Here is a 20,895-nt window from a genome sequence, read left to right on the forward strand (position 1 = left end):
GATGAGTTTGCGGGCTGGCATCGTTCTCTTTCCAGGCACCAATCGCGAACGCGACATGGCGATCGCGCTGGCGAAAGTTTCTGGCGGGCGGGAGCCCGTCATGATCTGGCATAAGGAGACCAGCCTCCCGCCGCTCGATCTCATCGTGCTGCCGGGCGGTTTCAGCCACGGCGATTATCTGCGCTGCGGCGCCATGGCCGCACAGTCGCCCGTGATGCGGGCCGTGCGCGATTTCGCGGAAGCCGGCGGCCATGTGCTGGGCGTCTGCAATGGTTTTCAGATCCTGACCGAAGCCGGCATGCTGCCGGGCGCGCTGCTGCGGAATGCCGGCCTGCGTTTCCTCGGCCAGGACCATTCCATGCGCGTCGAGCAAACCGACAGCATCTACACAAGCGGCTATGCGCAGGGGCAGATCATCCGCGTCGTCCTCGCCCATGGCGACGGCAACTACTTCGCCGATACGGCGACGCTCGACCGGCTTGAGGGCGAAGGCCAGGTTGCCTTCCGCTATGCCAGCCCGTCTGGCGAGGTCTCGGACGCCACCAACCCGAACGGCAGCCAGCGCGGTATCGCCGGCATCATCTCGGCCAATCGCCGTGTCCTGGGGCTGATGCCCCATCCCGAAGACTATGTTGATCCGCTGATGGGCGGAGAGGATGGCCTGCCGATGTTCGCAGGAATTGTGCAGGGGCTCGCAGCATGAGCGCTCGTCCCGTCAGCGAGAAACTCGCCCGCGAATTCGGCCTCAATGCCGAGGAATGGGGCCGCGTCCAGACCATCATGGGCCGTATGCCGAGCTTCACGGAGCTTGGCATCTTCAGCGTCATGTGGTCGGAGCACTGCTCCTACAAATCCTCGCGGATTTGGTTGAAGGAACTTCCCACGAAAGCGGAATGGGTCGTGCATGGGCCCGGCGAGAATGCCGGCGTGGTCGATATCGGCGACGGTCTGACCGCCATCTTCAAGATGGAAAGCCATAACCACCCGAGCTTCATCGAACCCTATCAGGGTGCGGCGACCGGTGTCGGCGGCATCCTGCGCGACGTCTTCACCATGGGCGCCCGCCCCATCGCCAATCTGAATGCGCTGCGCTTCGGCCGCCCTGAGAATCCGCGCACCAAGCGCGTGGTCGACGGCGTCGTGCGCGGCATCGGCGGTTACGGGAATTGCGTCGGCGTGCCGACGGTCGGCGGCGAGGTCAATTTCCACGCGGCTTATGACGGCAATCCGCTGGTCAATGCCATGACGGTCGGCATCGCGCCGAAGGATAGAATATTCCTTTCGGCCGCGGCCGGTATCGGCAACCAGGTCGTCTATGTCGGCTCCAAAACGGGCCGCGACGGCATCCATGGCGCCACCATGGCCTCGGCCGAATTCGACGCGAATTCCGAAGAGAAGCGCCCGACCGTGCAGGTCGGCGATCCCTTCACTGAAAAGCTGCTCATCGAAGCCTGCCTGGAACTGATGGGCACCGACGCCATCGTCGCCATTCAGGACATGGGCGCGGCTGGTCTCACCTCCTCCTCCGTCGAAATGGCGGGCAAGGGCGGCGTCGGCATTCAGCTGGACCTCGACAGCGTGCCCCAGCGCGAAACCGGCATGTCGGCCTATGAGATGATGCTCTCGGAAAGCCAGGAGCGCATGCTGATCGTGCTGCGTCCGGGTGCCGAGGAGATCGCCCGCGCCATCTTCGAGAAATGGGACCTGGATTTCGCGGTCATCGGCCATATCACGGATACCGGCCGCATCGTCGTCCGCCACAAGGGCGTGACGGAGGCCGATATTCCGCTGGGTCCGCTGGCAGACGAAGCGCCGCTCTATCGCCGCCCGATCCAATGGCCGGTGCCGCTGCCCGTGCTGGATAATGCGACCATCACCTGCACTATGCCGACCGATCAGGCGCTGCTGCAGCTGGTCGCCAGCCCCGATCTCTGCTCCCGCGCCTGGATCGCCAGCCAATATGATCCGGCGGTCGGCGGCCAGACGGTGAAGAAGCCGGGCCAGGCGGATGCCGCGATCGTCAAGATCGAGGGGTCCAACCGTGCGCTCGCCATCACGACCGACTGCACGCCGCGCTACTGCCAGGCCGACCCGAAGATGGGCGGCATGCAGGCGGTGGCCGAGGCCTGGCGCAATATCACCGCGACCGGTGCCCGCCCACTGGCCATTACCGACAACATGAATTTCGGCAATCCCGAAAAGCCTGAGATCATGGGCCAGTTTGCGGCCGCGATTCAGGGCATGGCGGAAGCCTGCATCGCGCTCGACTTCCCGGTCGTCTCGGGCAATGTCAGCCTTTATAATGAGACCGAGGGTAAGGGCATCCTGCCGACCCCCGCGATCGGCGGCCTCGGCGTCATCGAAGACGCGCATGTCGCGCGCGGCATCGCCATCGAACCCCATCAGGATCTCGTTCTGATCGGCGAGACGGCGGGTTGGCTCGGCCAGTCGCTGTTCCTGCGCGAAATCATGGGCCGAGAGGAAGGCGCGCCGCCGCCGGTCAATCTGGTGGCCGAACGCCGTAACGGTGATTTCGTCCGTCACCAGATCGCCAAGGGCTGCGTCCATGCCTGCCACGACGTCTCTGACGGCGGCCTGCTGGTGGCCTTGGCCGAGATGGCGCTGGCCGGCAATTGCGGCCTCGCGCTGGATGAGCTGAATACGGCCCACGCGACCCATGCCTTCTTGTTCGGTGAAGACCAGAGCCGCTATGTGATCGCAGCCAAGGACGCCAGCGGATTGCTGGAAGAAGCGCGCACTGCCGGGATTCCCGCCTGCCTGCTCGGCCGCACCGGCGGGAATGAATTGACATTCCCGGGGGGATCGTCGGTATCCTTGGCCGATCTGAAGGAGGCGCATGAGCGCTTCTTCAAGACTTGGATGAGCTGACGGCAGGTAGCCCTGCCGTCGCCTAAGGAGAAACGGCATGGCCATGACCGCCAATGCGATCGAGAACCTGATCCGCGCCGCCATTCCTGATGCGCGGGTGACGGTCGAAGATTTGGCCGGTGACGGAGACCACTATGCTGCTACAGTGGTGAGTGAGCAGTTTCGTGGCATCACGCGCCTGAAACAGCATCAGATGATCTATGCGGCTCTGCAGGGACGAATGGGCGGTGAGCTTCACGCCCTCGCTTTGCAGACATCAGCGCCCGAATAAGGAGCCATCCATGTCTCAAGTCGCCGTGGCAGACCGTATCGCCAAGGAAATCACCGAAAACCCGGTGATGCTTTATATGAAGGGGACAGCGATGTTCCCCCAATGCGGTTTCTCCGCCCGCGTGGTGCAGATCCTCAGCCACATGAACGTGCCTTTCGCGACCGCGAATGTGCTGGAAGATCCCGAGCTGCGCGACGGTATCAAGCAGTTCTCTCAGTGGCCGACCATTCCCCAGCTTTATGTGAAGGGTGAATTCGTCGGCGGCTGCGACATCATCACCGAGATGTATCAGACCGGCGAACTCTCCAGCCTGATGGCCGAGAACGGCATCGCCCATTCCGTCGCCGCTTAAGTCTGGCTGAGGATTATGCGGGTCGCGGTTATCATCGCGGCCCGCGACATCGCCCGTTTTCTGGGCGACGCGATTGGCTCGGCGCTGTCACAAAGCGCTGGCGATTTGTCTGTGATCGTCGTTGATGACGGTTCGACCGATCAGACGCAGTCCGTCATCGCAGGCCAATCCTCCCCTCGGCTGCATAGCCTCCACACCAGCGGTCTTGGCGTCGGCGCCGCACGCAATCTGGGTGCGCGTCATCCCGCTGCGATGGTTGCCGATGCGCTGCTGTTCCTGGACGGTGACGACTGGCTGAGCACGGATGCCCTGTCCCGGCTCACCAAGACCCTCACAGCCAGCCCGGATGCCGCCGCCGCCTATGGCAGCTTCGCTTTCATGCCGGAAAATGCCAGCCCCGGTGGCCGCCCGTCGCACGATATCCGTCAACCTGCGCCCAGCCTGTCGCTGGACCGCCTGATCCTGGGCAATCGCTTTGCCAATGGCGGCCATGTCCTCATTCGGCAGACCGCCTGGCAGGCCACCGGCGGCTTTCGGGAAGACTTGCGCTTCGCCGAGGACTGGGAATTCTGGCCGCGCCTGCGGCTGGAAGGGCCATTTGCCGCCCTTCCCGGCCCGCCCGTGCTGATGGTGCGCCGGCGTATCGGCAGCATGATGCATGGCGCCGCAACCGACCCCGCCGCCTATGCCGCAGCGCTCTCCGCCATGGCCGATAATCCGCGCCTTGCGCGGGCGCTCGGGGTAAGACGCCTGCCAAGGCTCATCCGACAAGCCAGGCGCGAACTCTGCTGGACCATCGGGCGGGAGAGGCTGCGCCGGGGCCTGGCCCGGTCCGCTCTGCCCCTGCTGCTGCGCGGATTTTTTGGCCAATTCCGCCCGCAGCGCGGAATTATTTTATTCCACGCCGCCTGGGTCGCCGGAAGCGATAAAAGCGGCAGATGACTTCCTCCGCCAATTGGACAATAAGCCGCCAAACGACAGGGAACGGGGCAGGAAATGGGTTTCGAGGTTGCGGCTCTCGGCGAGCTACTGATCGACATGGTGCCGCTGCCTGCGGCCAGCGGCACGCTCAATTTCGCGGCCAAGCCGGGCGGTGCGCCGGGCAATGCGGCGGTCGGACTCGGTAAACTCGGCCGCTCGGTCTGCATGCTGAGCAAGGTCGGTGACGACGCCTTCGGCCGGCTGCTGACCAGGACGATCGCGGCCTCCGGCGCCTCCATCGACCATATCATCGTCACCAAGCAGCACCGCACCGGCGTCGCCGTGGTCACGCTGGATGAGCAGGGCGATCGCGATTTCCTGTTCTATCGGCAGGATTGCGCCGACGCGAATTACACGCCCGCGGAAGTGGCGGATGACGTGATTACCCAGGCCCGCATGCTGCATGTGAACAGCCTCGTGCTCTCCGCGCCCGCCTCGGCCAGCGCCGAACGCCATGCGATCGCCGTCGCGCAGGCGGCCGGGATCCTGATCTCGGTCGATCCCAACCTGCGTCCGCTGCTGTGGGACAGCACCGAAGCCATGGTCGCCGCCGCACGGGAGGTGATTGCCGTCGCCAATGTCCTGAAAGTGGGCGCGGACGAGCTGGCGATCATCACCGGCATCGCGGACCCCATAGAAGCCCTCGAGTCGCTCTGGCATGACGGGCTGCGGGTCGCGGCCATCACTTGCGCCGCCAAGGGTGCCATCATCGTCACGCCCGCCGATCGGGTGACGATCCCCGGTGTGCCCGTGAAGGTCGTCGATACCACCGGATGTGGCGACAGCTTCATGGCCGCCTTTCTGGCCGGGCTGCTGGAGTCGGCATTTGACCTTTCGGCGGAAAACCTGGCGCGGATCGGGGGTTTTGCCTGTGCCGCCGGCGCCATGGTGGCGACCGTCCCAGGCGGAATGGACGCCATGCCGACCCGTGCGGAGGTTGAAACCTTCATGGCGGAACGCGGTCTTTAGGCCGATCCGGCCAAAGTCAATCGGCCTCCGCGTTGCAGAAGTTTGAACTTGTTGCAATCTGCTTGGCGCGGAGAGAGACCCCCGCTATAAGCCGGCCCAAACGGCCGAACGTGTTTCGGTGTCGTTCAGTTTAAGCGACAGCGGAGACTTTGCCGCATGATGATTACGCTACCCGAAGACTATCGTCCGCGTGAGGACGAAGAGTTCATGAATCCGATGCAAGTCGAGTATTTCCGAAGGAAATTATTCCGCTGGCAGGAGGATCTCCTTAAAGAGGCCAATGGCACGCTTGCGAGCCTCTCTGAAGGTGGAATCGTCGAAGCCGATATCACCGACCGCGCAAGCGTCGAGACTGATCGCGCCTTGGAATTGCGCACCCGGGATCGGGCTCGCAAACTGATTTCCAAGATCGAGCAAGCGCTGCAGCGAATCGAAAACGGGGCCTACGGCTATTGCGAGGATACCGGTGAGCCGATCGGCCTGAAGCGTCTGGAAGCCCGACCGATCGCGACCCTGTCGATCGAGGCGCAGGAGCGTCACGAGCGTATGGAACGCGTTCACCGGGACGATTGATCCTGCCTCATCTGCGGCGACAGGGCTCGGACTCGACACCTTGCCGCCGCAGATCGTCTTCAAAGGGTGATCATCCACCTCCGTCCCGCACAGGGTCAGGGGTGGAAATCCTTCCGTCGTTTCAAACGCAAGGCAGCCGCGCTTTGCATCCCGGCGAAGCTTCGCTAGAAGGCGCGCGGGTGATCCCCCCGAAAGGCTTCGCATGTTTACCGTCCTGCTTGTCATCCATGTCTTCGTGACTCTGGCCTTGATCGCCGTCGTGCTGGTTCAGCGCAGCGAGGGGGGCGGCCTTGGCATCGGCGGTGGACAAGGCATGGGCAATTTCATGACCGGCCGCGGCACGGCGAACCTGCTCACCCGTTCGACGGCCATTCTGGCCACGATTTTCCTGGCCCTGTCGCTGGTACTGGCGCTCATGACCCGCAGCAGCACGAATGGGGTCAGCTCCATCTTCAACGGGCCGAAGGCGCCCGTCTCGACCATGGCGCCGATGACGCCCGCGCCCACCACGCCTGCCAAGCCCGCTCAGCCTTCCGCTCCCGCGACGCCTTGAGCTTTTCGCATCTGTGCCTAACCACTCGGCTGGGGTTTCCCTGGCCGGGTCTGAACCTGTATGAGGAACGCCCATGACGCGATTTATCTTCGTGACGGGCGGCGTTGTTTCTTCCTTGGGTAAGGGCATCGCCGCTGCCGCATTGGGTGCCCTTTTGCAGGCGCGGGGCTATTCCGTCCGCCTCCGCAAGCTAGACCCCTATCTCAACGTCGATCCTGGAACGATGAGCCCCTATCAGCATGGGGAAGTCTTCGTGACCGATGACGGGGCAGAAACGGATCTCGACCTCGGCCATTACGAGCGTTTCACCGGGGTTCATGCCAGCAAGTCTGACAATGCCACCACCGGACGCATCTATTCCGAGGTTATCGCACGCGAACGTCGCGGCGATTATCTTGGCGGAACCGTTCAGGTCATTCCGCATATCACCGACGCCATCAAGGAAACGGTCCTTCACAAGACGGACGGCATCGACTTCCTGATCGTCGAAATCGGCGGCACGGTCGGCGATATCGAAAGCCTGCCCTTCCTGGAAGCGATCCGTCAGCTGGGTAACGAACTCGGCCCGCAGGCCTCGATGTTCGTCCACCTCACCCTGGTGCCCTATATCTCCTCGGCCGGTGAGCTGAAGACGAAGCCGACCCAGCATTCCGTCAAGGAACTGCTCAATGTCGGCATTCAGCCGCAGATGCTGCTCTGCCGCTGCGACCGTCCGATTCCCGAGAATGAGCGCCGCAAGATTGCGCTGTTCTGCAATGTCCGCCCCGAGGCGGTGATTCCGGCGCTCGACGCCGACAGCATCTATGCCGTGCCGGCGCGCTATCATGACGAGGGCATGGACCGTGAAGTGCTGCGGCATTTCGGTCTGCCCACGGATGCCGAGCCGGATATGAGCCGCTGGGACGCGATCATGGATGCGATCCGCGCCCCTGAGGGCGAGGTCCGCATTGCGGTCGTCGGCAAATATACGTCGCTGCTCGACAGCTATAAATCCCTCGCCGAGGCGCTTTTGCACGGTGGCATCGCGCATCGTATGCGGGTGAAGCTGGAATGGGTCGACAGCCAGATTTTCGAGGAACCGGATTCGGTCGCCCGTCTTGAAGGCGTCCACGGCATTCTCGTGCCGGGCGGCTTCGGCGAGCGCGGATCGGAAGGCAAGATCGAAGCCGTGCGTTTTGCGCGCGAGCGCAAGGTGCCCTTCCTCGGCATCTGCTTCGGCATGCAGATGGCCTGTATCGAAGCGGCCCGCAATCTCGCCGGGATGCCGGACGCATCCTCGACCGAATTCGGTCCGTCCGATACGCCGGTCGTGGGCCTGATGACGGAATGGGCGCAGGGCAATGAGCTGGTGCGCCGCGAGGCGAGCGGCGATCTGGGCGGCACCATGCGCCTGGGCGCCTATCCGGCTGCACTCTCGGCCGGCTCCCTGGTCCGGGAGGTCTATGATGGGGCTGCCGTGATCGAGGAGCGTCACCGCCACCGCTACGAGGTGAACATCCATTTCCGTGAAAAGCTGGAAGCGGCAGGCCTGCGCTTCTCCGGCCTTTCGCCCGACGGTGTGTTGCCGGAGATCATCGAATACCCGGATCATCCCTGGTTCATCGGCGTGCAGTATCACCCAGAGCTGAAGTCCAAGCCCTTCGATCCGCATCCGCTGTTCAAAGGCTTCATCGGCGCATGCGTGCAGCAGGCGAGACTCGTCTGATGGCGCATGTCGCCGTCGGCTCCGTGACTTTCGGGAACGACCTGCCTTTCGTCCTGATCGGCGGACCCTGCCAGATTGAAAGCCGCAACCATGCGCTGGAGGTGGCCGAGGAATTGGTCGGCATCTGCCGGGCGCTCGACATTCCGCTGATCTATAAAAGCAGCTTCGACAAGGCGAACCGTACGTCCGGCGGTGCCGCGCGCGGTATCGGCCTGGCCGGCGGCCTCGCCATCCTCGCCGAAGTCCGGGAAAAATTCGGCGTGCCGGTGCTGACGGATGTGCATGACGCCAGCCAATGCGCGCCCGCGGCCGAGGCCGTGGACGTGCTGCAGATCCCGGCCTTCCTCTGCCGCCAGACCGATCTTCTGCTCGCGGCCGGTGAGACGGGTGCTGCGATCAACGTCAAAAAAGGGCAGTTCCTGGCCCCTTGGGACATGAAGAACGTCGCCGCCAAGATCGCCAGCACGGGGAATGAGCGCATCCTGCTCACCGAACGCGGTGCGAGCTTCGGCTATAACACGCTGGTGACGGATTTCCGCGCTTTGCCGGAAATGGCGCTGACCGGCTATCCGGTCGTCTTCGACGCCACCCATTCCGTCCAGCAGCCCGGCGGCCAGGGCACCTCCTCGGGCGGACAGCGCCAATATGCGCCGATCCTGGCGCGTGCCGCGCTCGCGGTCGGCTGTAGCGCGATCTTCATGGAAACGCATCCCGATCCGGATAACGCGCCGTCGGATGGCCCGAATATGATACCGCTCAGCCAGATGCCGGCCGTACTCGCCCGATTGAAGGCTTTCGACACCCTCGCCAAACAGGCCTCCGCCTAAAAGGCCCGCCTCCAACTGCCAAGGAATGCCGCCGATGTCGCTTATTCTCTACACGACCATCGGCGTAACGGACCTGGAGCGGAGTGCCCGCTTCTACGACGCGGTCTTCGCGACCCTCGGCTATCACCGCAGCCGGGAATCGGATGCCGATTTCGTCGCCTGGGGGCCGACCTACGAAGGCGGCGCGGGGTTCTGGATCTGCAAGCCGTTCGACGGCCAGCCCCCTTCAGTCGGCAATGGCACCATGGTCGCGCTGCGCGGGCGCAGCGAGGCGCAGGTTCAGGCCTTCTATAAGGCTGCCCTCCTTCACGGCGGCAAGGATGAAGGCGCCCCCGGCACCCGCGAAGCCTATGGGCCGAGCTTCTATGTCGGCTATGTGCGCGATCCGGACGGCAATAAGCTCGCCTGCGTCTTCCATAAGCACAAGCCGAAGGATGTCGCGTCTTGACCGAGATCGATCCGACCTCCCTGTCCGCGACCGCGCTTGCGCGCGAGATCGCGACGGGCCAGCGCTCTGCCGTCTCCGTCATGACGGCCTTCCTGGACCGGGTCGACGTCGTCAATCCGCGCGTGAACGCGATCGTCTCCCGTGTCGACCGGCCGACCTTGATGGCCGAAGCGCGCGAGCAGGATGAGATTTTGCGGCAGCACGGGCCCATCGGGCCGCTGCATGGCTTGCCGATGGCGGTGAAGGATCTGGAGGATGTCGTCGGCCTGCCGACGACCCAGGGTTCCCCGTTGTTCCGCGACCATATCGCGACCTCCGATTCGCCCATGGTGGCGCGTCTGCGCCAGGCGGGCGCCATTTTCATCGGCAAGACCAATGTGCCGGAATTCGGCTTCGGCTCGCATACCTATAACCCGGTCTTCGGCACGACGCTGAACGCCTATGACCACAGCCGTTCGGCTGGCGGCAGCAGCGGCGGTGCGGCCGTGGCGCTGGCCACCCGGATGGTGCCGCTGGCCGATGGGTCAGACCATGCCGGGTCGCTCCGCAACCCGGCCGGCTTCAACAATATCTACGGTTTCCGCCCGAGCTTCGGCCGTATTCCGGATGACAATGCCGATCTGTTTGCCGCCAGCCTCGGCGTCACCGGCCCCATGGCCCGCAGCGTCGAGGACCTGGCGCTGCTCTTCTCCGTCCAGGCCGGACCCGATCCGCGCATGCCGCTGTCCATCCAGCAGACGGGTGCCAGCGTCAGCCAGCCGCTGGATCTCCCAGTCACGGGCCGCCGCATCGGCTGGCTCGGCGATCTGGACGGTTATCTGCCGATGGAACCCGGTATCCTGCCGCTCTGCGAGCAAGGTCTCGGCGTGTTGGAAGACCTCGGCTGCGTGGTCGAGCCGCTGTCGATCGGCTTCCCCATGGAAGAGCTGTGGGAGGCCTGGACGCTGCTGCGGTCCTGGAAGGTCGCGGCCAATCTGGGCGATACCTATCAGGACCCGAAGCGCCGCGGCCTGCTGAAACCGGCTGCGCAATGGGAAGTCGCGAACGGATTGAACGTTTCCGGCACGGCTGTCAGCCGCGCGCTCGCCGTCCGTTCGCGCTGGTTCCTGCATATGCTGTCGCTGTTCGACAGCTACGATCATCTGGTTCTGCCGACCGCGCAGGTTTTCCCCTTCGCGGCCGATCTCGACTGGCCGAAGGAAATCGCGGGCCGGGCGATGGACACCTACCACCGCTGGATGGAGGTGGTGATCCTGGCGACCAATGCGCAATTGCCCTCGCTCAGCGTGCCGGTCGGTTTCAACGAAGCTGGATTGCCGATGGGCATGCAGATCATCGGCCGCCATCAGGATGAACTCTCCTGTCTGCAGCTGGGTCATGCCTATGACGTTGCAACGCATTGGCCCGCGCTACATCCGCCGGTCTGACGCAGAAAGGGCGAAAAAGTTCAAATCCGGCGGCGACAACCTTCTGTTGCCCCGGCCCCTGAGCTTTCTATCCTGTAGCCCTCATCACACTGAGCTATAGGTAGCCGTATGAAGACCCAAGCGCGCGTAGTCGTCATCGGCGGAGGCGCGGTCGGCGTCAGCACGCTCTACCACCTCGCCAAGAAGGGCTGGAGCGACGTCGTGCTGATCGAGCGGCGCGAGCTGACATCGGGTTCCACCTGGCATGCCGCCGGCCTGCTGCCGCTGTTCAACCTCAGCTACTCGGTCGGCCAGCTTCATAAATACTCAGTCAATCTGTACAAGTCGCTGGAAGCCGAGACCGGTCTGAATGCCGGGCTCAGCACCGTCTCCAACATTCGTCTGGCCCGCACCAAGGACCGGATGGATGAGTACAAGTATTATGCCGGCATCGCGCGCACCATCGGCGTCGACGTCGATTTCCTGACCGCCGATGAGGTGAAGGAAATCTGGCCGCTGATGGAGACCAACGGCATCCTGGGCGCCATCCAGCACAAGGAAGACGGCTATATTCAGCCGGCCGATCTGACCCAGGCGCTGGCGCGCGGCGCACGCAACATGGGTGCCGAGATCTACCGCTACACCACGGTCACCGGCATCACCCAGAAGCCGAACGGCGAATGGGTCGTTTCCACCGACAAGGGCGACATCACCTGCGAGCATGTCGTGTCCGCCACCGGCAATTTCGCCCGCAAGACGGGTGAGATGGTGGGGCTCGATATCCCCGTCATCCCGGTCGAGCATCAGTATATCGTCACCGAGCAGCACCCGCTGATCATGGAGCGCCGCGCGAAGGGCCTGCCCGAAATGGGCGTGCTGCGCGAAAGCGACAGTTCCTGGTACATGCGCGAGGAAGCCGGCGGCCTGCTGCTCGGGCCTTATGAAATCGGCGCGCCCTGCTGCTATGTCGACGGCCCGTCCGACCAGTCCGAATACGAGCTGTTCCAGGAAGATCTGGATCGCCTGGCGCCGTATATCGAAACCGCCATCGAGCGCGTGCCCGCCTTCGGCGAGGTCGGCGTCAAGAAAGTCTATAACGGCGCCATCGCTTATACGCCGGACGGCAGCCCGATCGTGGGTCCGGCCTGGCACCTCAAGAATTTCTGGCTGAACGAAGGCCATAGCTTCGGCATCACCGCCTGCGGCGGCGCCGGCTGGCAGCTGGCAGAATGGATCGTCGAGGGTGAGCCCTCGGTCGATATGATGGGCGTCGATCCGCGCCGCTTCGGCCCCTATGCCGGCCGTGGCTATCTGCGCCAGAAGACCGAGGAAGCCTATGCCAAGGTCTTCACCGTCCATTACCCGGAAGAAGAGCGTGGCGCGGCGCGCGGGTTGAAGCGCAGCCCCTGCTATGACCGCATGGCCGCAAAGGGCGCCGTCTTCGGCACGGTCTATGGCTGGGAACGTCCGGGCTGGTTCGCCCCCGAAGGCTATGCGCTTTCCGCCGCTGAACTCGACAAGCAGGATGTTCTCGTCAACGAGAACCATGCCGAGGCCGGGCCGGACGGCAAGATCCGCGAGAAGTGGAGTTTTCGGCGCTCCAACGCTTTCGCTTTCGTAGGGCAGGAAGCGCGCCATGTGCATGAGAAGGTCGGCCTGCTGGATATGTCCGCCTTCGCCAAGATGGAGGTGACGGGCCCCGGTGCGGCGCATTGGCTGGAAAGCATCCTGACCACCAAAGTGCCCAAAACCGGCCGCGTGCAGCTGTCCTACCTGCTCACCAAGCGTGGCGGCGTGCGGTCGGAATTTACCATCTTCTCGATGGGTCCGTCGTCCTTCTACCTGGTCTCGGCCGGCGCCCTGGAACGGCATGACCACGACTATCTGGAGAAGCTGGCGCCGACCGACGGCAGCGTGAAGCTCAGCCGCGTCACGACGCAATATGGCGTGCTGGTTCTGGCCGGTCCGCGCGCGCGCGATCTGCTGGCCAAGCTCACCGATACCGATCTCTCCAACCCCGCCTTCCCTTGGCTCACGGGCAAGATGATGTCGGTCGGCGCGGCCTCCTGCCTTGCCATGCGCGTCAATTACGTCGGCGAACTGGGCTGGGAGCTGCATCACCCGATCGAAATGCAGAACTACCTGTTCGACCTGCTGTTCGAGGCCGGTGCCGAATTCGACCTGAAGCCCTTCGGCATCAAGGCCATGGACAGCCTGCGACTTGAGAAGTCCTACAAGCTGATCCCCCGTGAAATGTCGATCGAGTATTCGGCCTATGAATCGGGTCTCGACCGCTTCGTCTCGATGAAGAAGGGCGATTTCCACGGCCGCGATGCGCTGCTGGCCTGGAAGGAAGCCGGTCTGAAGAACGCCTTCGTGACGATGGAGGTCCATGGCGTGACGGATGCGGACGCTCGCGGCTCGGAGCCGATCTATATCGGCGATGAGCTGGTCGGCCGCACGACCTCCGGCGGTTACGGCTGGCGCGTCGGCAAGTCCCTGGCGCTGGCCATGGTTCGGCCGGATCTGGCAGTGCTCGGCCAGGAGGTCGAGATTTCGATCCTGGGCTTGCGGCACAAGGCCGTCGTCATCGCGGACAGCCCCTTCGACGCCGCGAATGATGCGCTGAGGGCGTAAGCCGCCTGTCGCTGGCCTTAAAAGGGCCATGGCGATCTTGTCTTTTCATTGTCGCCCGCGGGCTCGTCCCGCGGGTCTATCCGTCTTGGCGCCACAACGGCGTTTGGGCGCCTGAATGGATAGATCCCCGGCATGAAGCCGGGGACGACGATAAAAAGGGAAACTCAGACGATGCAGCGTATTGCAGGCTTAATCGGCGCAAGCGGGCTCGCCGCCGCTTTGCTTGCTGCCCCAGCGGCCCATGCCGACACCCTGCTTCACCTATCCGTCACTGCCTCCGTCACGGCCATGCCGGACGAGCTCGTGGCTCAGCTGACAGCCCAGGCCGATGCGCCGACAGCGGGCGACGCGCAGCAGCAGGTGAATGCGATGATCGCCAAGGCATTGGGCGACGCAAAATCACTCGACGCCGTGACCGCCAGCACCACCAATTATTCCGTCTGGCATGAGACCGACCCGAAGGACGTCTGGCATGCGAGCCAAGGCATCGCGCTGCGGGCCCATGACGGTGGTGCGTTGCTGGGGCTGATCGGCAAGCTGCAGCAGGACGGGCTCGCCGTCGGTGACCTCACCTGGCAGCTATCCCCTGCCCTCTCCGAAAAGACCTACGAACAGGCGATGGCCAAGGCGATCGGCAAACTAACGGCGCAGGCCGATGTCGTCGCCAAGCTGATGCATCTGCAGGCGCATGGCTTCACCAGCGTGACGGTGGGCGATGACGCGCAGCCGGGACCGCGTCCGATGATGCGGATGATGGCGACGGCAGCCCCGGCGGCAGCCCCGCCGCCGAGTGCCCAGGCCGATGCGGTGACAGTGTCGGCGAGCGTTTCTGGAGATGCGCGGCTGCAGGGTGAGTAACAACGGTTTCGTGCTATAGGAGAGCCTGCAAAGCCGGGGTCTTAGCCGAGGAGCAGAACGATGTCGGACAATCTGGTCTTGGAACTTCTCCGTGCCATGCGGAGTGACCTGACGACCGTCAAGGAAGACATGCGGGAGGTGAAACTACGGCTCACCGCCCTGGAGACGGCCGTCGGCAATCTGGCCGCGACCGAGATGAGCCATTACGCCATCACCGCGGACAGAGTGGACCGCCTGACCAATCGGATCGAGCGGATTGAGACGCGGCTCGATCTTCGTGAAGCATCGAGCTTGGATCGGGATCAACGGAAAGATCACCCACCAACCAAGTCGCTACTCAGCTCCGATCATGATCTCGATCAGATTGGCGGTGCCGGAGGCGATACCGGCTTCGATCGCAGGCGCGATGTCGCCCGGCCGCTCCACCTTGCGCGCCGGCAGGCCCATTGACTGCGCAAGCGCGACGTAGTCGACCGCGGGTTCCATGATATCCATGGCAATGAAGTGATTGCTGCGCGTGGACAGATAATCCTTCTGCCCCTTCATAAATTTCTTCAGGATATTGTATTCGCGGTTATTCATGACGACGAAGGTGACGGGCAGTTTCTCATGCGCCGCCGTCCAGATCGCCTGCGGCGAATAAAGCGCAGCCCCGTCACCGACCAATGACACCACAGGCTTCCGGCCCAGGCCCAGCGAGCAGCCGACCGCCGCCGGCATGCCCCAGCCCAGCGCGCCGCCGCGCAGGAAGGAATACTGATAGGGCGACTGGCTGTTGAGGAATCCACGCAGATGCATCGCCGTGGCGATCGCTTCATCGACGATATGGATATTTGGGCCGATGGCGCGTGCGGCTTCCTGAGCTGCCACCAGCGGCGTGATTTTCGGCGCATCCCATTCCGAGGCCGCGCGGGCCGAGAGATACTGCCGACGCTCTGTGCGCTTGGCAGCCGCCTGACGGCAGAGGCCCGCATAGGTTTCCGCACGCTCGGCCGTAGCCGCGTCCAGCAAAGGCTGCATGGCGCGCAGCGAGGCACGGATATCGCCCACGACCGAAAGCTCGGTATGATAGGTGCGGCCCAAATCACGCACATCGGTCGACATCTGGTAGACCGCGCAACCGGCCGGAATGATCGGCCCGGCGGAATACAGAATGGTGATCAGCGATTTGCCGCCGAGCGCGAAGATAGCGTCGTAGTTCGACAGCATTTCGTAAATGTCGCGGCCCTTGTTCGGCATATTGCCGGCCCAGAGCGGATGCGCCGTCGGGAACGGCAGACGTGACGGCCAGGAGGAGCCATAAACCTCGGCCCCCAGCGTTTCGGCCAGTGTCACGACTTCGCCTGCGGCCTCGCTGGAATGAATCTCATCGCCCGCGATGATGAGAAGACGGCCAGGCGCAATACCCGCCAACTTCTTTGCCAGCACATCGAGGGAGCCCGCGACCGAGCGCCGTTCGATCGTGGAAGGCTCGGCAATGCCGATCGCGCTCATCTCCTCCATCACATCCATAGGCAAGGACAGAAAGACAGGGCCGGCGGGGGCCGCATTCGCATCATGAAAGGCGCGGCGCACGAGAATGGGCAGCTGATCGGCATGGGCCACTTCCTGCGCCCATTTCACGGCCGGCCGCGCGATCTGCGTCAGATCGCCGAACAGCAGCGGATCGGTGATGGTGTGACGCGAATCCTGCTGCCCGGCGGTGACGACCAGCGGCGTCTGCGAGACCTGGGCATTGAGCAGATTGCCCATGCCATGGCCGAGGCCGCCGGCTGTATGCAGGTTGAGGAAACCTGGACGCAACGCCGCCTGCGCATAGCCGTCCGCCATGGCGACCGCGCTCGCCTCCTGCAAGGCCCAGACATATTCGATATCCGGCGTGCCGTTCAGCGCATCCATCAGCGGCAGTTCGGTGGTGCCGGGATTGCCGAAAATATACTCCACGCCCTCGCTGCGCAGAACTTCCAGAAGGACAGCGGCGCCACGGCGATAGCGCGCGTCATCGACGGTGGTGATGGGACCTGCGGACATGTGACGCGCTCCTGAGGAATGGCAGCATCATTGACCAATTTCCGACGATGAGCCAGCGCCGAAAGCGGGCCGAGCGAACTTCGCAAGAATGATGGCTGCTGCCTTGCCTTCCTTGGATCAATGCTGCGCAGGCGGGTGCGTCTGGGCGCGCTTTATTGCCCGTATCGGCCAGGGTCTCACCTTGTCCGATCATCGCCCGAGGCGAAAAAGACCAGCCGAAGACTATCCGCTGGCGCGATCACGCCTCGGCGGCCACGCGCTCCACGGCGGCGCGCACCACGTCCTGGAACATCGGCTCCGTCAACCGGCCGGTATTCGTGTTGTAGCGCGACACATGATAGCTATTGGCGAGGATAAGCCCGTCCGGCAGGTCGTGCATCGCGCCATGGCGAAAGCGGACATGGCTCTGCCTTATGCCGCAGGCTTTCAGCACCGCCGTATGCGCCAGGACGCCGAGCGCAATCGCCACTTTCAGCTGCGGCATGCGCTGTAGCTCCTGAGTCAAAAAGCGGTTGCAGGTCGTGGTTTCGGCCGGGGTCGGCAGATTGGCCGGCGGCACGCAGCGGACGGCATTGACGATGCGGCAGCCGGTCAGTTGCAGCCCGTCATCCGGCCTGGCATCGAAAACCCCATCGGCCAGGCCAAATTTTGTCAGGGTATTATAGAGAAGGATGCCGGCATGATCGCCGGTGAAAGGGCGGCCGGTGCGATTGGCGCCGCGCACGCCGGGCGCCATGCCGATGACGGCGATCGGCGCATCGATCGGCCCCCAGCTCGGCACCGGCCCGTTGAACCAATCGGGATGCGCTGTCCTGTTCGCCTCTCGATACTCGACCAGCCGCGGGCAGAGCGGACAGTCATGCGGCGGTTCGGTCCATTCGATAAGCTGCTGCATCCTGATCGTCTCCAGTGTCACGCCACAACCAGAGCGTGTATAACGCCTTCCCTTGTCGCATAACCTGTCGCGACCGCAAACGCATCATCGCCGCGATTGCTTGCTACCGTCTTGCGCAGGGCCGCGCGCTGCGGCAGGGAGCGAGCCTATGATCCTGATCGCATTCGGCGCCAATCTGCCCGGACCTGACGGCTGTTCCCCGCATGAGACCTGCCGCCGAGCCGTCATGGCGGTGGCTGGCTTGGGAGGGCTGCGGCTGGATGCCGTCTCGCGCTTCTACGCCACGGCCCCCATCCCGGTCTCTGACCAGCCGCCCTATATCAACGGCGTCATGCGCCTGTCCGGAGAAGCCGACCCAGCCCAACTGCTCGCCGATGTGCTGACGGTCGAGGCCAGCTTCGGCCGTACCCGGAGCGTGGCGAATGCCCCCCGCAGTCTCGACCTCGACCTCATCGCGATCGACGACCTGACGCGCGGGCCGCCGATACCGGACCCGATTCTGCCCCATCCCCGGATGCAGGACCGAGCCTTCGTGCTCGTCCCGTTGATGGACGTCGCGCCCGATTGGCGGCATCCGGTCCTGGGCGAAACCGCCGCCGAACTCCTGGTAAAGCTGCCCGATCAGGCCATTGAACTGGCTGAAATCCAGCCCTTCTCGGGCGCCTTGGATGCCAGCCATGTGGCGTCCCGGCCGTGAAAACCTTGCGTCAGGAACCCTGACGGGTTACTGAGCCGGTTCACTCATCTTTCCACGGAGATTGAGCGGATGGCGCGTGTCACCGTTGAAGATTGCATTGTGCAGGTCCCGAACCGCTTTGAGCTGGTTCTGCTGGCCTCGCAGCGGGCGCGGAATATCGCGCGCGGCGAGGAGCTGACGCTGGACCGCGACAATGACAAGAACCCTGTCGTCGCGCTGCGCGAAATCGCCGAAGAGAACGTCGATCTGGACCGCCTGGAAGGCGATCTGGTCCGCACGCTCTCCCGCGCGCCGGAGCCCGAGCCCGCCGATGAGGAGGTCATGGATCTTATCCCGACCGATCAGAATATTTTCGGCTTGCAGGACGTCTCTGCCGAGGAGGAGAATGCCCAGATGGGGCGCGATGATTCTTCTCTCGACATTGAAGCGGCGATCGAGGCTGAACTCGGCGGTCGCGGTCGGCGATAAGAAGCGATGGTTGATGGACGACGGTCCTACGCCGTCCATGATTTGACCGGCCCTACGCGCGCGCCTGAAGGCGTGGCGTCGGGCGGGTCGGAAGCCCCAGCTGCCGGGCAGGGCGCCGAAACCTTGCCTTTCGCGGCGCTTGAACAAGCGCTTGCCGCCAAAATCCTGAACTATGATGCGAAGATGGATATCGGCCAACTTGGCCGCGCCTTCGTTCTCGCCTCCACTGCGCATGCCGAGCAGAAGCGCGACAATGGCGACCCCTACATCACCCATCCCCTCGCGGTCGCCGATATCCTGGCGGGCTACAGGCTTGATTCCGGCAGCATCATCACCGGGCTGCTGCACGATACGATCGAGGATACGGGCGTCACCCAGGCGCAGATCGAGGGCCAGTTCGGCCCCGACGTGGCATTGCTCGTCGATGGCGTAACCAAGCTCACCCGCCTGGAACTGCAATCCGACCGCACCAAGCAGGCCGAAAATTTCCGCAAGCTCGTGCTGGCACTGAGCAAGGACATCCGTGTTCTGCTCGTGAAACTGGCCGACCGTCTGCACAATATGCGGACGCTGCATTTCATGGACAGCGAGAGCCGCCGGCAGCGCATCGCGCGCGAAACGATGGAGATCTACGCCCCGCTCGCCGGCCGCATCGGCATGGATGCGATCAAAAGTGAGCTGCAGAACCTCTCCTTCGCGCAGCTGGAGCCCGAGGCTTTCGACAGCATCCAGGCGCGGCTCAACTTCCTGCGCGGCCAGGGCGCGGATGTCATCGAGGAAGTGCGACGCCAGCTGATCCGCGTCTGCCGCGAGGCCGGGCTGACGAATATCGAGGTCACGGGCCGCGAAAAATCGCCCTTCTCCATCTGGGAGAAGATGCAGAAGCGTAATGTCGCCTACGAGCAGCTGTCCGACATCATGGCTTTTCGTCTTCTCGTGAAGACGCGGGACGAATGCTATATCGCGCTCGGCGCGATCCATTCGGCTTTCCCTGTCATCGCCGGGCGGTTCAAAGACTATATTTCAACGCCCAAGGCCAATGGTTATAAAAGCATCCATACGGGTGTGACGCTGCGCGAGCCGCGCAATCAGAAGATCGAAGTCCAGATCAGGACCTTCGAGATGCACAACATCGCAGAAAACGGTGTCGCCGCGCATTGGCTGTATAAGGATCGGGACCCGCAGGCGGCAGCCGATCTGCAACGCTTCCGCTGGGTGCAGGATCTTCTCGAAATCCTTGAGAACAGCCAGGCACCGGATGAGTTCCTGGAAAACACCAAGCTTGAACTTTATCACGATCAGGTCTTCTGCTTCACGCCGAAGGGCGAGCTGATCCAGCTGCCGCGCGGCGCGACCCCGGTCGATTTCGCCTATGCCGTCCATAGTCAGGTGGGCGATACCTGCGTCGGTGCGAAGATCAACGGCCGCCTGATGCCGCTGCGCTACGAATTGCAGAACGGCGATCAGGTCGAGATCATGACCGCCCGTGGCGGCACCCCCTCCCCGCAATGGGAGCGGTTCGTCGTCACCGGCAAGGCGCGGGCGCGCATCCGCCGTTTCGTCGCCCAGCAGCAGCGCACCATCAACCGAGAGCAAGGCCGCGCGGTGCTGGCCAAGGCCTTCCGCCAGGAAGGGTTGGACGGGTCGGAACGGGCGCTGGAACCCGCGCTCAAGACGCTCAAGCTACTGACGGTCGATGACCTCTATGTCGCGGTCGCCAGCGGCCATGTCGGGCCGAAGGATGTCGTCCACGCGGCCTATCCGGAAATGCGGGAGACGGCCCGCGCGCCGCGCCTGCTGCCGGGCATGGGCCTGCCGCCACGCCCGGCGGGCCGTGCCGGCTCGAAATCCGACGACAGCGCCGCTGGGCCGCCGATCAGGGGCCTCATCTCCGGCATGGTCGTCAGCTACGCCGGTTGCTGCCATCCGCTGCCGGGCGATCCCATCGTCGGCATCGTCGCGACGGGCCGGGGCGTCACCATCCATACGCGCGACTGCCCGCAATTGCAGAGTTTCGCGGCCTCCCCCGAGCGCTTCCTCGATGTCGAATGGGATGACACGCTGCCGCCATCCGCGCGCGGCGGGCAAGCCTATTCCGGTCGCGTCAGCGTCATCGCGACGAATGAGCGTGACCTGCTGCCCAATATCTCCAACGCCGTCACCAAGCATGACGGTTCGGTGCTCAATCTGCGCGTCGTCAGCCGGCAGCAGGATTTTTGCGAAATCCTGCTGGACGTCGAGGTGCGCAATCTGCGCCATCTCTCGACCGTCATTGCCGGTCTGCGCGCGACCAGCGGGATTACCCAGGTGGAGCGGGCGAAGGGCTGAAAGCCTG

20 protein-coding genes are annotated in these 20,895 nt (G+C 63.8%); 18 read left to right on the forward strand and 2 right to left on the reverse strand.

Going from position 1 to position 20,895, the window contains the following annotated elements:
• Positions 1-7: 7 nt before the first annotated feature.
• From purQ to ACELLULO517_RS00655, 15 genes are all read left to right on the forward strand, one after another.
• Positions 8-703, forward strand: coding sequence for a phosphoribosylformylglycinamidine synthase subunit PurQ (gene purQ / locus ACELLULO517_RS00585; RefSeq protein ID WP_227306034.1), 696 nt, complete (start codon positions 8-10; stop codon positions 701-703).
• Positions 700-2,889 (forward strand): phosphoribosylformylglycinamidine synthase subunit PurL, encoded by a 2,190-nt coding sequence (gene purL / locus ACELLULO517_RS00590; RefSeq protein ID WP_227304644.1) that lies wholly within the window; start codon positions 700-702, stop codon positions 2,887-2,889. Before purQ ends, purL begins: the two co-directional genes overlap by 4 nt.
• Before the next feature lie 37 nt (positions 2,890-2,926).
• Positions 2,927-3,160 carry a BolA family protein gene (locus ACELLULO517_RS00595; RefSeq protein ID WP_227304647.1) on the forward strand — a complete coding sequence of 78 codons (234 nt, stop codon included), beginning with the start codon at positions 2,927-2,929 and terminating at the stop codon, positions 3,158-3,160.
• A 10-nt stretch (positions 3,161-3,170) separates the two neighbouring features.
• Positions 3,171-3,512, forward strand: coding sequence for a Grx4 family monothiol glutaredoxin (gene grxD, locus ACELLULO517_RS00600; RefSeq protein WP_227304650.1), 342 nt, complete (start codon positions 3,171-3,173; stop codon positions 3,510-3,512).
• 15 nt (positions 3,513-3,527) lie between these two features.
• On the forward strand, positions 3,528-4,454 hold the full coding sequence (locus ACELLULO517_RS00605) for a glycosyltransferase family 2 protein (protein ID WP_227304653.1): 927 nt from the start codon (positions 3,528-3,530) through the stop codon (positions 4,452-4,454).
• 54 nt (positions 4,455-4,508) lie between these two features.
• Positions 4,509-5,462 carry a carbohydrate kinase family protein gene (locus ACELLULO517_RS00610; protein ID WP_227304655.1) on the forward strand — a complete coding sequence of 318 codons (954 nt, stop codon included), beginning with the start codon at positions 4,509-4,511 and terminating at the stop codon, positions 5,460-5,462.
• Between the two features lie 159 nt (positions 5,463-5,621).
• On the forward strand, positions 5,622-6,035 hold the full coding sequence (dksA, locus tag ACELLULO517_RS00615) for an RNA polymerase-binding protein DksA (RefSeq protein WP_227306035.1): 414 nt from the start codon (positions 5,622-5,624) through the stop codon (positions 6,033-6,035).
• Positions 6,036-6,237: 202 nt separating this feature from the next.
• Complete coding sequence (secG, locus tag ACELLULO517_RS00620) at positions 6,238-6,588, forward strand: preprotein translocase subunit SecG (protein ID WP_227304658.1); 351 nt, start codon at positions 6,238-6,240, stop codon at positions 6,586-6,588.
• Positions 6,589-6,661: 73 nt separating this feature from the next.
• Entirely contained in the window at positions 6,662-8,293 is a 1,632-nt protein-coding gene (locus tag ACELLULO517_RS00625; RefSeq protein ID WP_227304661.1) for a CTP synthase, read from the forward strand.
• Positions 8,266-9,120 carry a 3-deoxy-8-phosphooctulonate synthase gene (kdsA, locus tag ACELLULO517_RS00630; protein WP_227304663.1) on the forward strand — a complete coding sequence of 285 codons (855 nt, stop codon included), beginning with the start codon at positions 8,266-8,268 and terminating at the stop codon, positions 9,118-9,120. Before ACELLULO517_RS00625 ends, kdsA begins: the two co-directional genes overlap by 28 nt.
• Before the next feature lie 34 nt (positions 9,121-9,154).
• On the forward strand, positions 9,155-9,568 hold the full coding sequence (locus ACELLULO517_RS00635; RefSeq protein WP_227304666.1) for a VOC family protein: 414 nt from the start codon (positions 9,155-9,157) through the stop codon (positions 9,566-9,568).
• Positions 9,565-10,995 (forward strand): amidase, encoded by a 1,431-nt coding sequence (locus tag ACELLULO517_RS00640; RefSeq protein ID WP_227304669.1) that lies wholly within the window; start codon positions 9,565-9,567, stop codon positions 10,993-10,995. The genes ACELLULO517_RS00635 and ACELLULO517_RS00640 overlap by 4 nt, the downstream gene beginning before the upstream one ends.
• Before the next feature lie 108 nt (positions 10,996-11,103).
• Entirely contained in the window at positions 11,104-13,611 is a 2,508-nt protein-coding gene (locus ACELLULO517_RS00645; protein ID WP_227304672.1) for a GcvT family protein, read from the forward strand.
• A 171-nt stretch (positions 13,612-13,782) separates the two neighbouring features.
• Positions 13,783-14,469: an SIMPL domain-containing protein gene (locus tag ACELLULO517_RS00650; protein ID WP_227304674.1), complete on the forward strand. Its 687-nt coding sequence runs from the start codon at positions 13,783-13,785 to the stop codon at positions 14,467-14,469.
• 60 nt (positions 14,470-14,529) lie between these two features.
• Complete coding sequence (locus ACELLULO517_RS00655) at positions 14,530-14,919, forward strand: hypothetical protein (RefSeq protein ID WP_227304677.1); 390 nt, start codon at positions 14,530-14,532, stop codon at positions 14,917-14,919.
• On the opposite strand, the gene ACELLULO517_RS00660 is transcribed toward ACELLULO517_RS00655, so the two are convergent.
• Both ACELLULO517_RS00660 and ACELLULO517_RS00665 read right to left on the reverse strand, forming a co-directional pair.
• Positions 14,803-16,500: a thiamine pyrophosphate-binding protein gene (locus ACELLULO517_RS00660; protein ID WP_227304681.1), complete on the reverse strand. Its 1,698-nt coding sequence runs from the start codon at positions 16,498-16,500 to the stop codon at positions 14,803-14,805. The genes ACELLULO517_RS00655 and ACELLULO517_RS00660 overlap by 117 nt on opposite strands.
• 238 nt (positions 16,501-16,738) lie before the next feature.
• On the reverse strand, positions 16,739-17,395 hold the full coding sequence (locus ACELLULO517_RS00665) for a uracil-DNA glycosylase (protein WP_227304684.1): 657 nt from the start codon (positions 17,393-17,395) through the stop codon (positions 16,739-16,741).
• A gap of 148 nt (positions 17,396-17,543) precedes the next feature.
• Here ACELLULO517_RS00665 and folK point away from each other — a divergent pair, with 148 nt between their 5' ends.
• The 3 genes from folK to ACELLULO517_RS00680 all read left to right on the forward strand — a co-directional run bounded on the left by folK (position 17,544) and on the right by ACELLULO517_RS00680 (position 20,888).
• On the forward strand, positions 17,544-18,092 hold the full coding sequence (gene folK, locus ACELLULO517_RS00670; RefSeq protein ID WP_227304687.1) for a 2-amino-4-hydroxy-6-hydroxymethyldihydropteridine diphosphokinase: 549 nt from the start codon (positions 17,544-17,546) through the stop codon (positions 18,090-18,092).
• 69 nt (positions 18,093-18,161) lie between these two features.
• On the forward strand, positions 18,162-18,560 hold the full coding sequence (gene rpoZ / locus ACELLULO517_RS00675) for a DNA-directed RNA polymerase subunit omega (protein ID WP_227304689.1): 399 nt from the start codon (positions 18,162-18,164) through the stop codon (positions 18,558-18,560).
• A 6-nt stretch (positions 18,561-18,566) separates the two neighbouring features.
• On the forward strand, positions 18,567-20,888 hold the full coding sequence (locus ACELLULO517_RS00680; RefSeq protein ID WP_227304692.1) for a RelA/SpoT family protein: 2,322 nt from the start codon (positions 18,567-18,569) through the stop codon (positions 20,886-20,888).
• The last annotated feature ends 7 nt before the right edge of the window (positions 20,889-20,895 follow it).

It is taken from the genome of Acidisoma cellulosilyticum (assembly GCF_020621385.1).
GTDB lineage: Bacteria > Pseudomonadota > Alphaproteobacteria > Acetobacterales > Acetobacteraceae > Acidisoma > Acidisoma cellulosilyticum.

Excerpts from the sequence above, each read along its gene's own strand:
- purL (WP_227304644.1), top strand. The coding sequence starts at position 700 with ATGAGCGCTCGTCCCGTCAGCGAGAAACTCGCCCGCGAATTCGGCCTC.
- ACELLULO517_RS00595 (WP_227304647.1), top strand. The coding sequence starts at position 2,927 with ATGGCCATGACCGCCAATGCGATCGAGAACCTGATCCGCGCCGCCATT.
- grxD (WP_227304650.1), top strand. The coding sequence starts at position 3,171 with ATGTCTCAAGTCGCCGTGGCAGACCGTATCGCCAAGGAAATCACCGAA.
- ACELLULO517_RS00605 (WP_227304653.1), top strand. The coding sequence starts at position 3,528 with ATGCGGGTCGCGGTTATCATCGCGGCCCGCGACATCGCCCGTTTTCTG.
- ACELLULO517_RS00610 (WP_227304655.1), top strand. The coding sequence starts at position 4,509 with ATGGGTTTCGAGGTTGCGGCTCTCGGCGAGCTACTGATCGACATGGTG.
- dksA (WP_227306035.1), top strand. The coding sequence starts at position 5,622 with ATGATTACGCTACCCGAAGACTATCGTCCGCGTGAGGACGAAGAGTTC.
- secG (WP_227304658.1), top strand. The coding sequence starts at position 6,238 with ATGTTTACCGTCCTGCTTGTCATCCATGTCTTCGTGACTCTGGCCTTG.
- ACELLULO517_RS00625 (WP_227304661.1), top strand. The coding sequence starts at position 6,662 with ATGACGCGATTTATCTTCGTGACGGGCGGCGTTGTTTCTTCCTTGGGT.
- kdsA (WP_227304663.1), top strand. The coding sequence starts at position 8,266 with ATGCGTGCAGCAGGCGAGACTCGTCTGATGGCGCATGTCGCCGTCGGC.
- ACELLULO517_RS00635 (WP_227304666.1), top strand. The coding sequence starts at position 9,155 with ATGTCGCTTATTCTCTACACGACCATCGGCGTAACGGACCTGGAGCGG.
- ACELLULO517_RS00645 (WP_227304672.1), top strand. The coding sequence starts at position 11,104 with ATGAAGACCCAAGCGCGCGTAGTCGTCATCGGCGGAGGCGCGGTCGGC.
- ACELLULO517_RS00650 (WP_227304674.1), top strand. The coding sequence starts at position 13,783 with ATGCAGCGTATTGCAGGCTTAATCGGCGCAAGCGGGCTCGCCGCCGCT.
- ACELLULO517_RS00655 (WP_227304677.1), top strand. The coding sequence starts at position 14,530 with ATGTCGGACAATCTGGTCTTGGAACTTCTCCGTGCCATGCGGAGTGAC.
- ACELLULO517_RS00660 (WP_227304681.1), bottom strand. The coding sequence starts at position 16,500 with ATGTCCGCAGGTCCCATCACCACCGTCGATGACGCGCGCTATCGCCGT.
- ACELLULO517_RS00665 (WP_227304684.1), bottom strand. The coding sequence starts at position 17,395 with ATGCAGCAGCTTATCGAATGGACCGAACCGCCGCATGACTGTCCGCTC.
- folK (WP_227304687.1), top strand. The coding sequence starts at position 17,544 with ATGATCCTGATCGCATTCGGCGCCAATCTGCCCGGACCTGACGGCTGT.
- rpoZ (WP_227304689.1), top strand. The coding sequence starts at position 18,162 with ATGGCGCGTGTCACCGTTGAAGATTGCATTGTGCAGGTCCCGAACCGC.
- ACELLULO517_RS00680 (WP_227304692.1), top strand. The coding sequence starts at position 18,567 with ATGGTTGATGGACGACGGTCCTACGCCGTCCATGATTTGACCGGCCCT.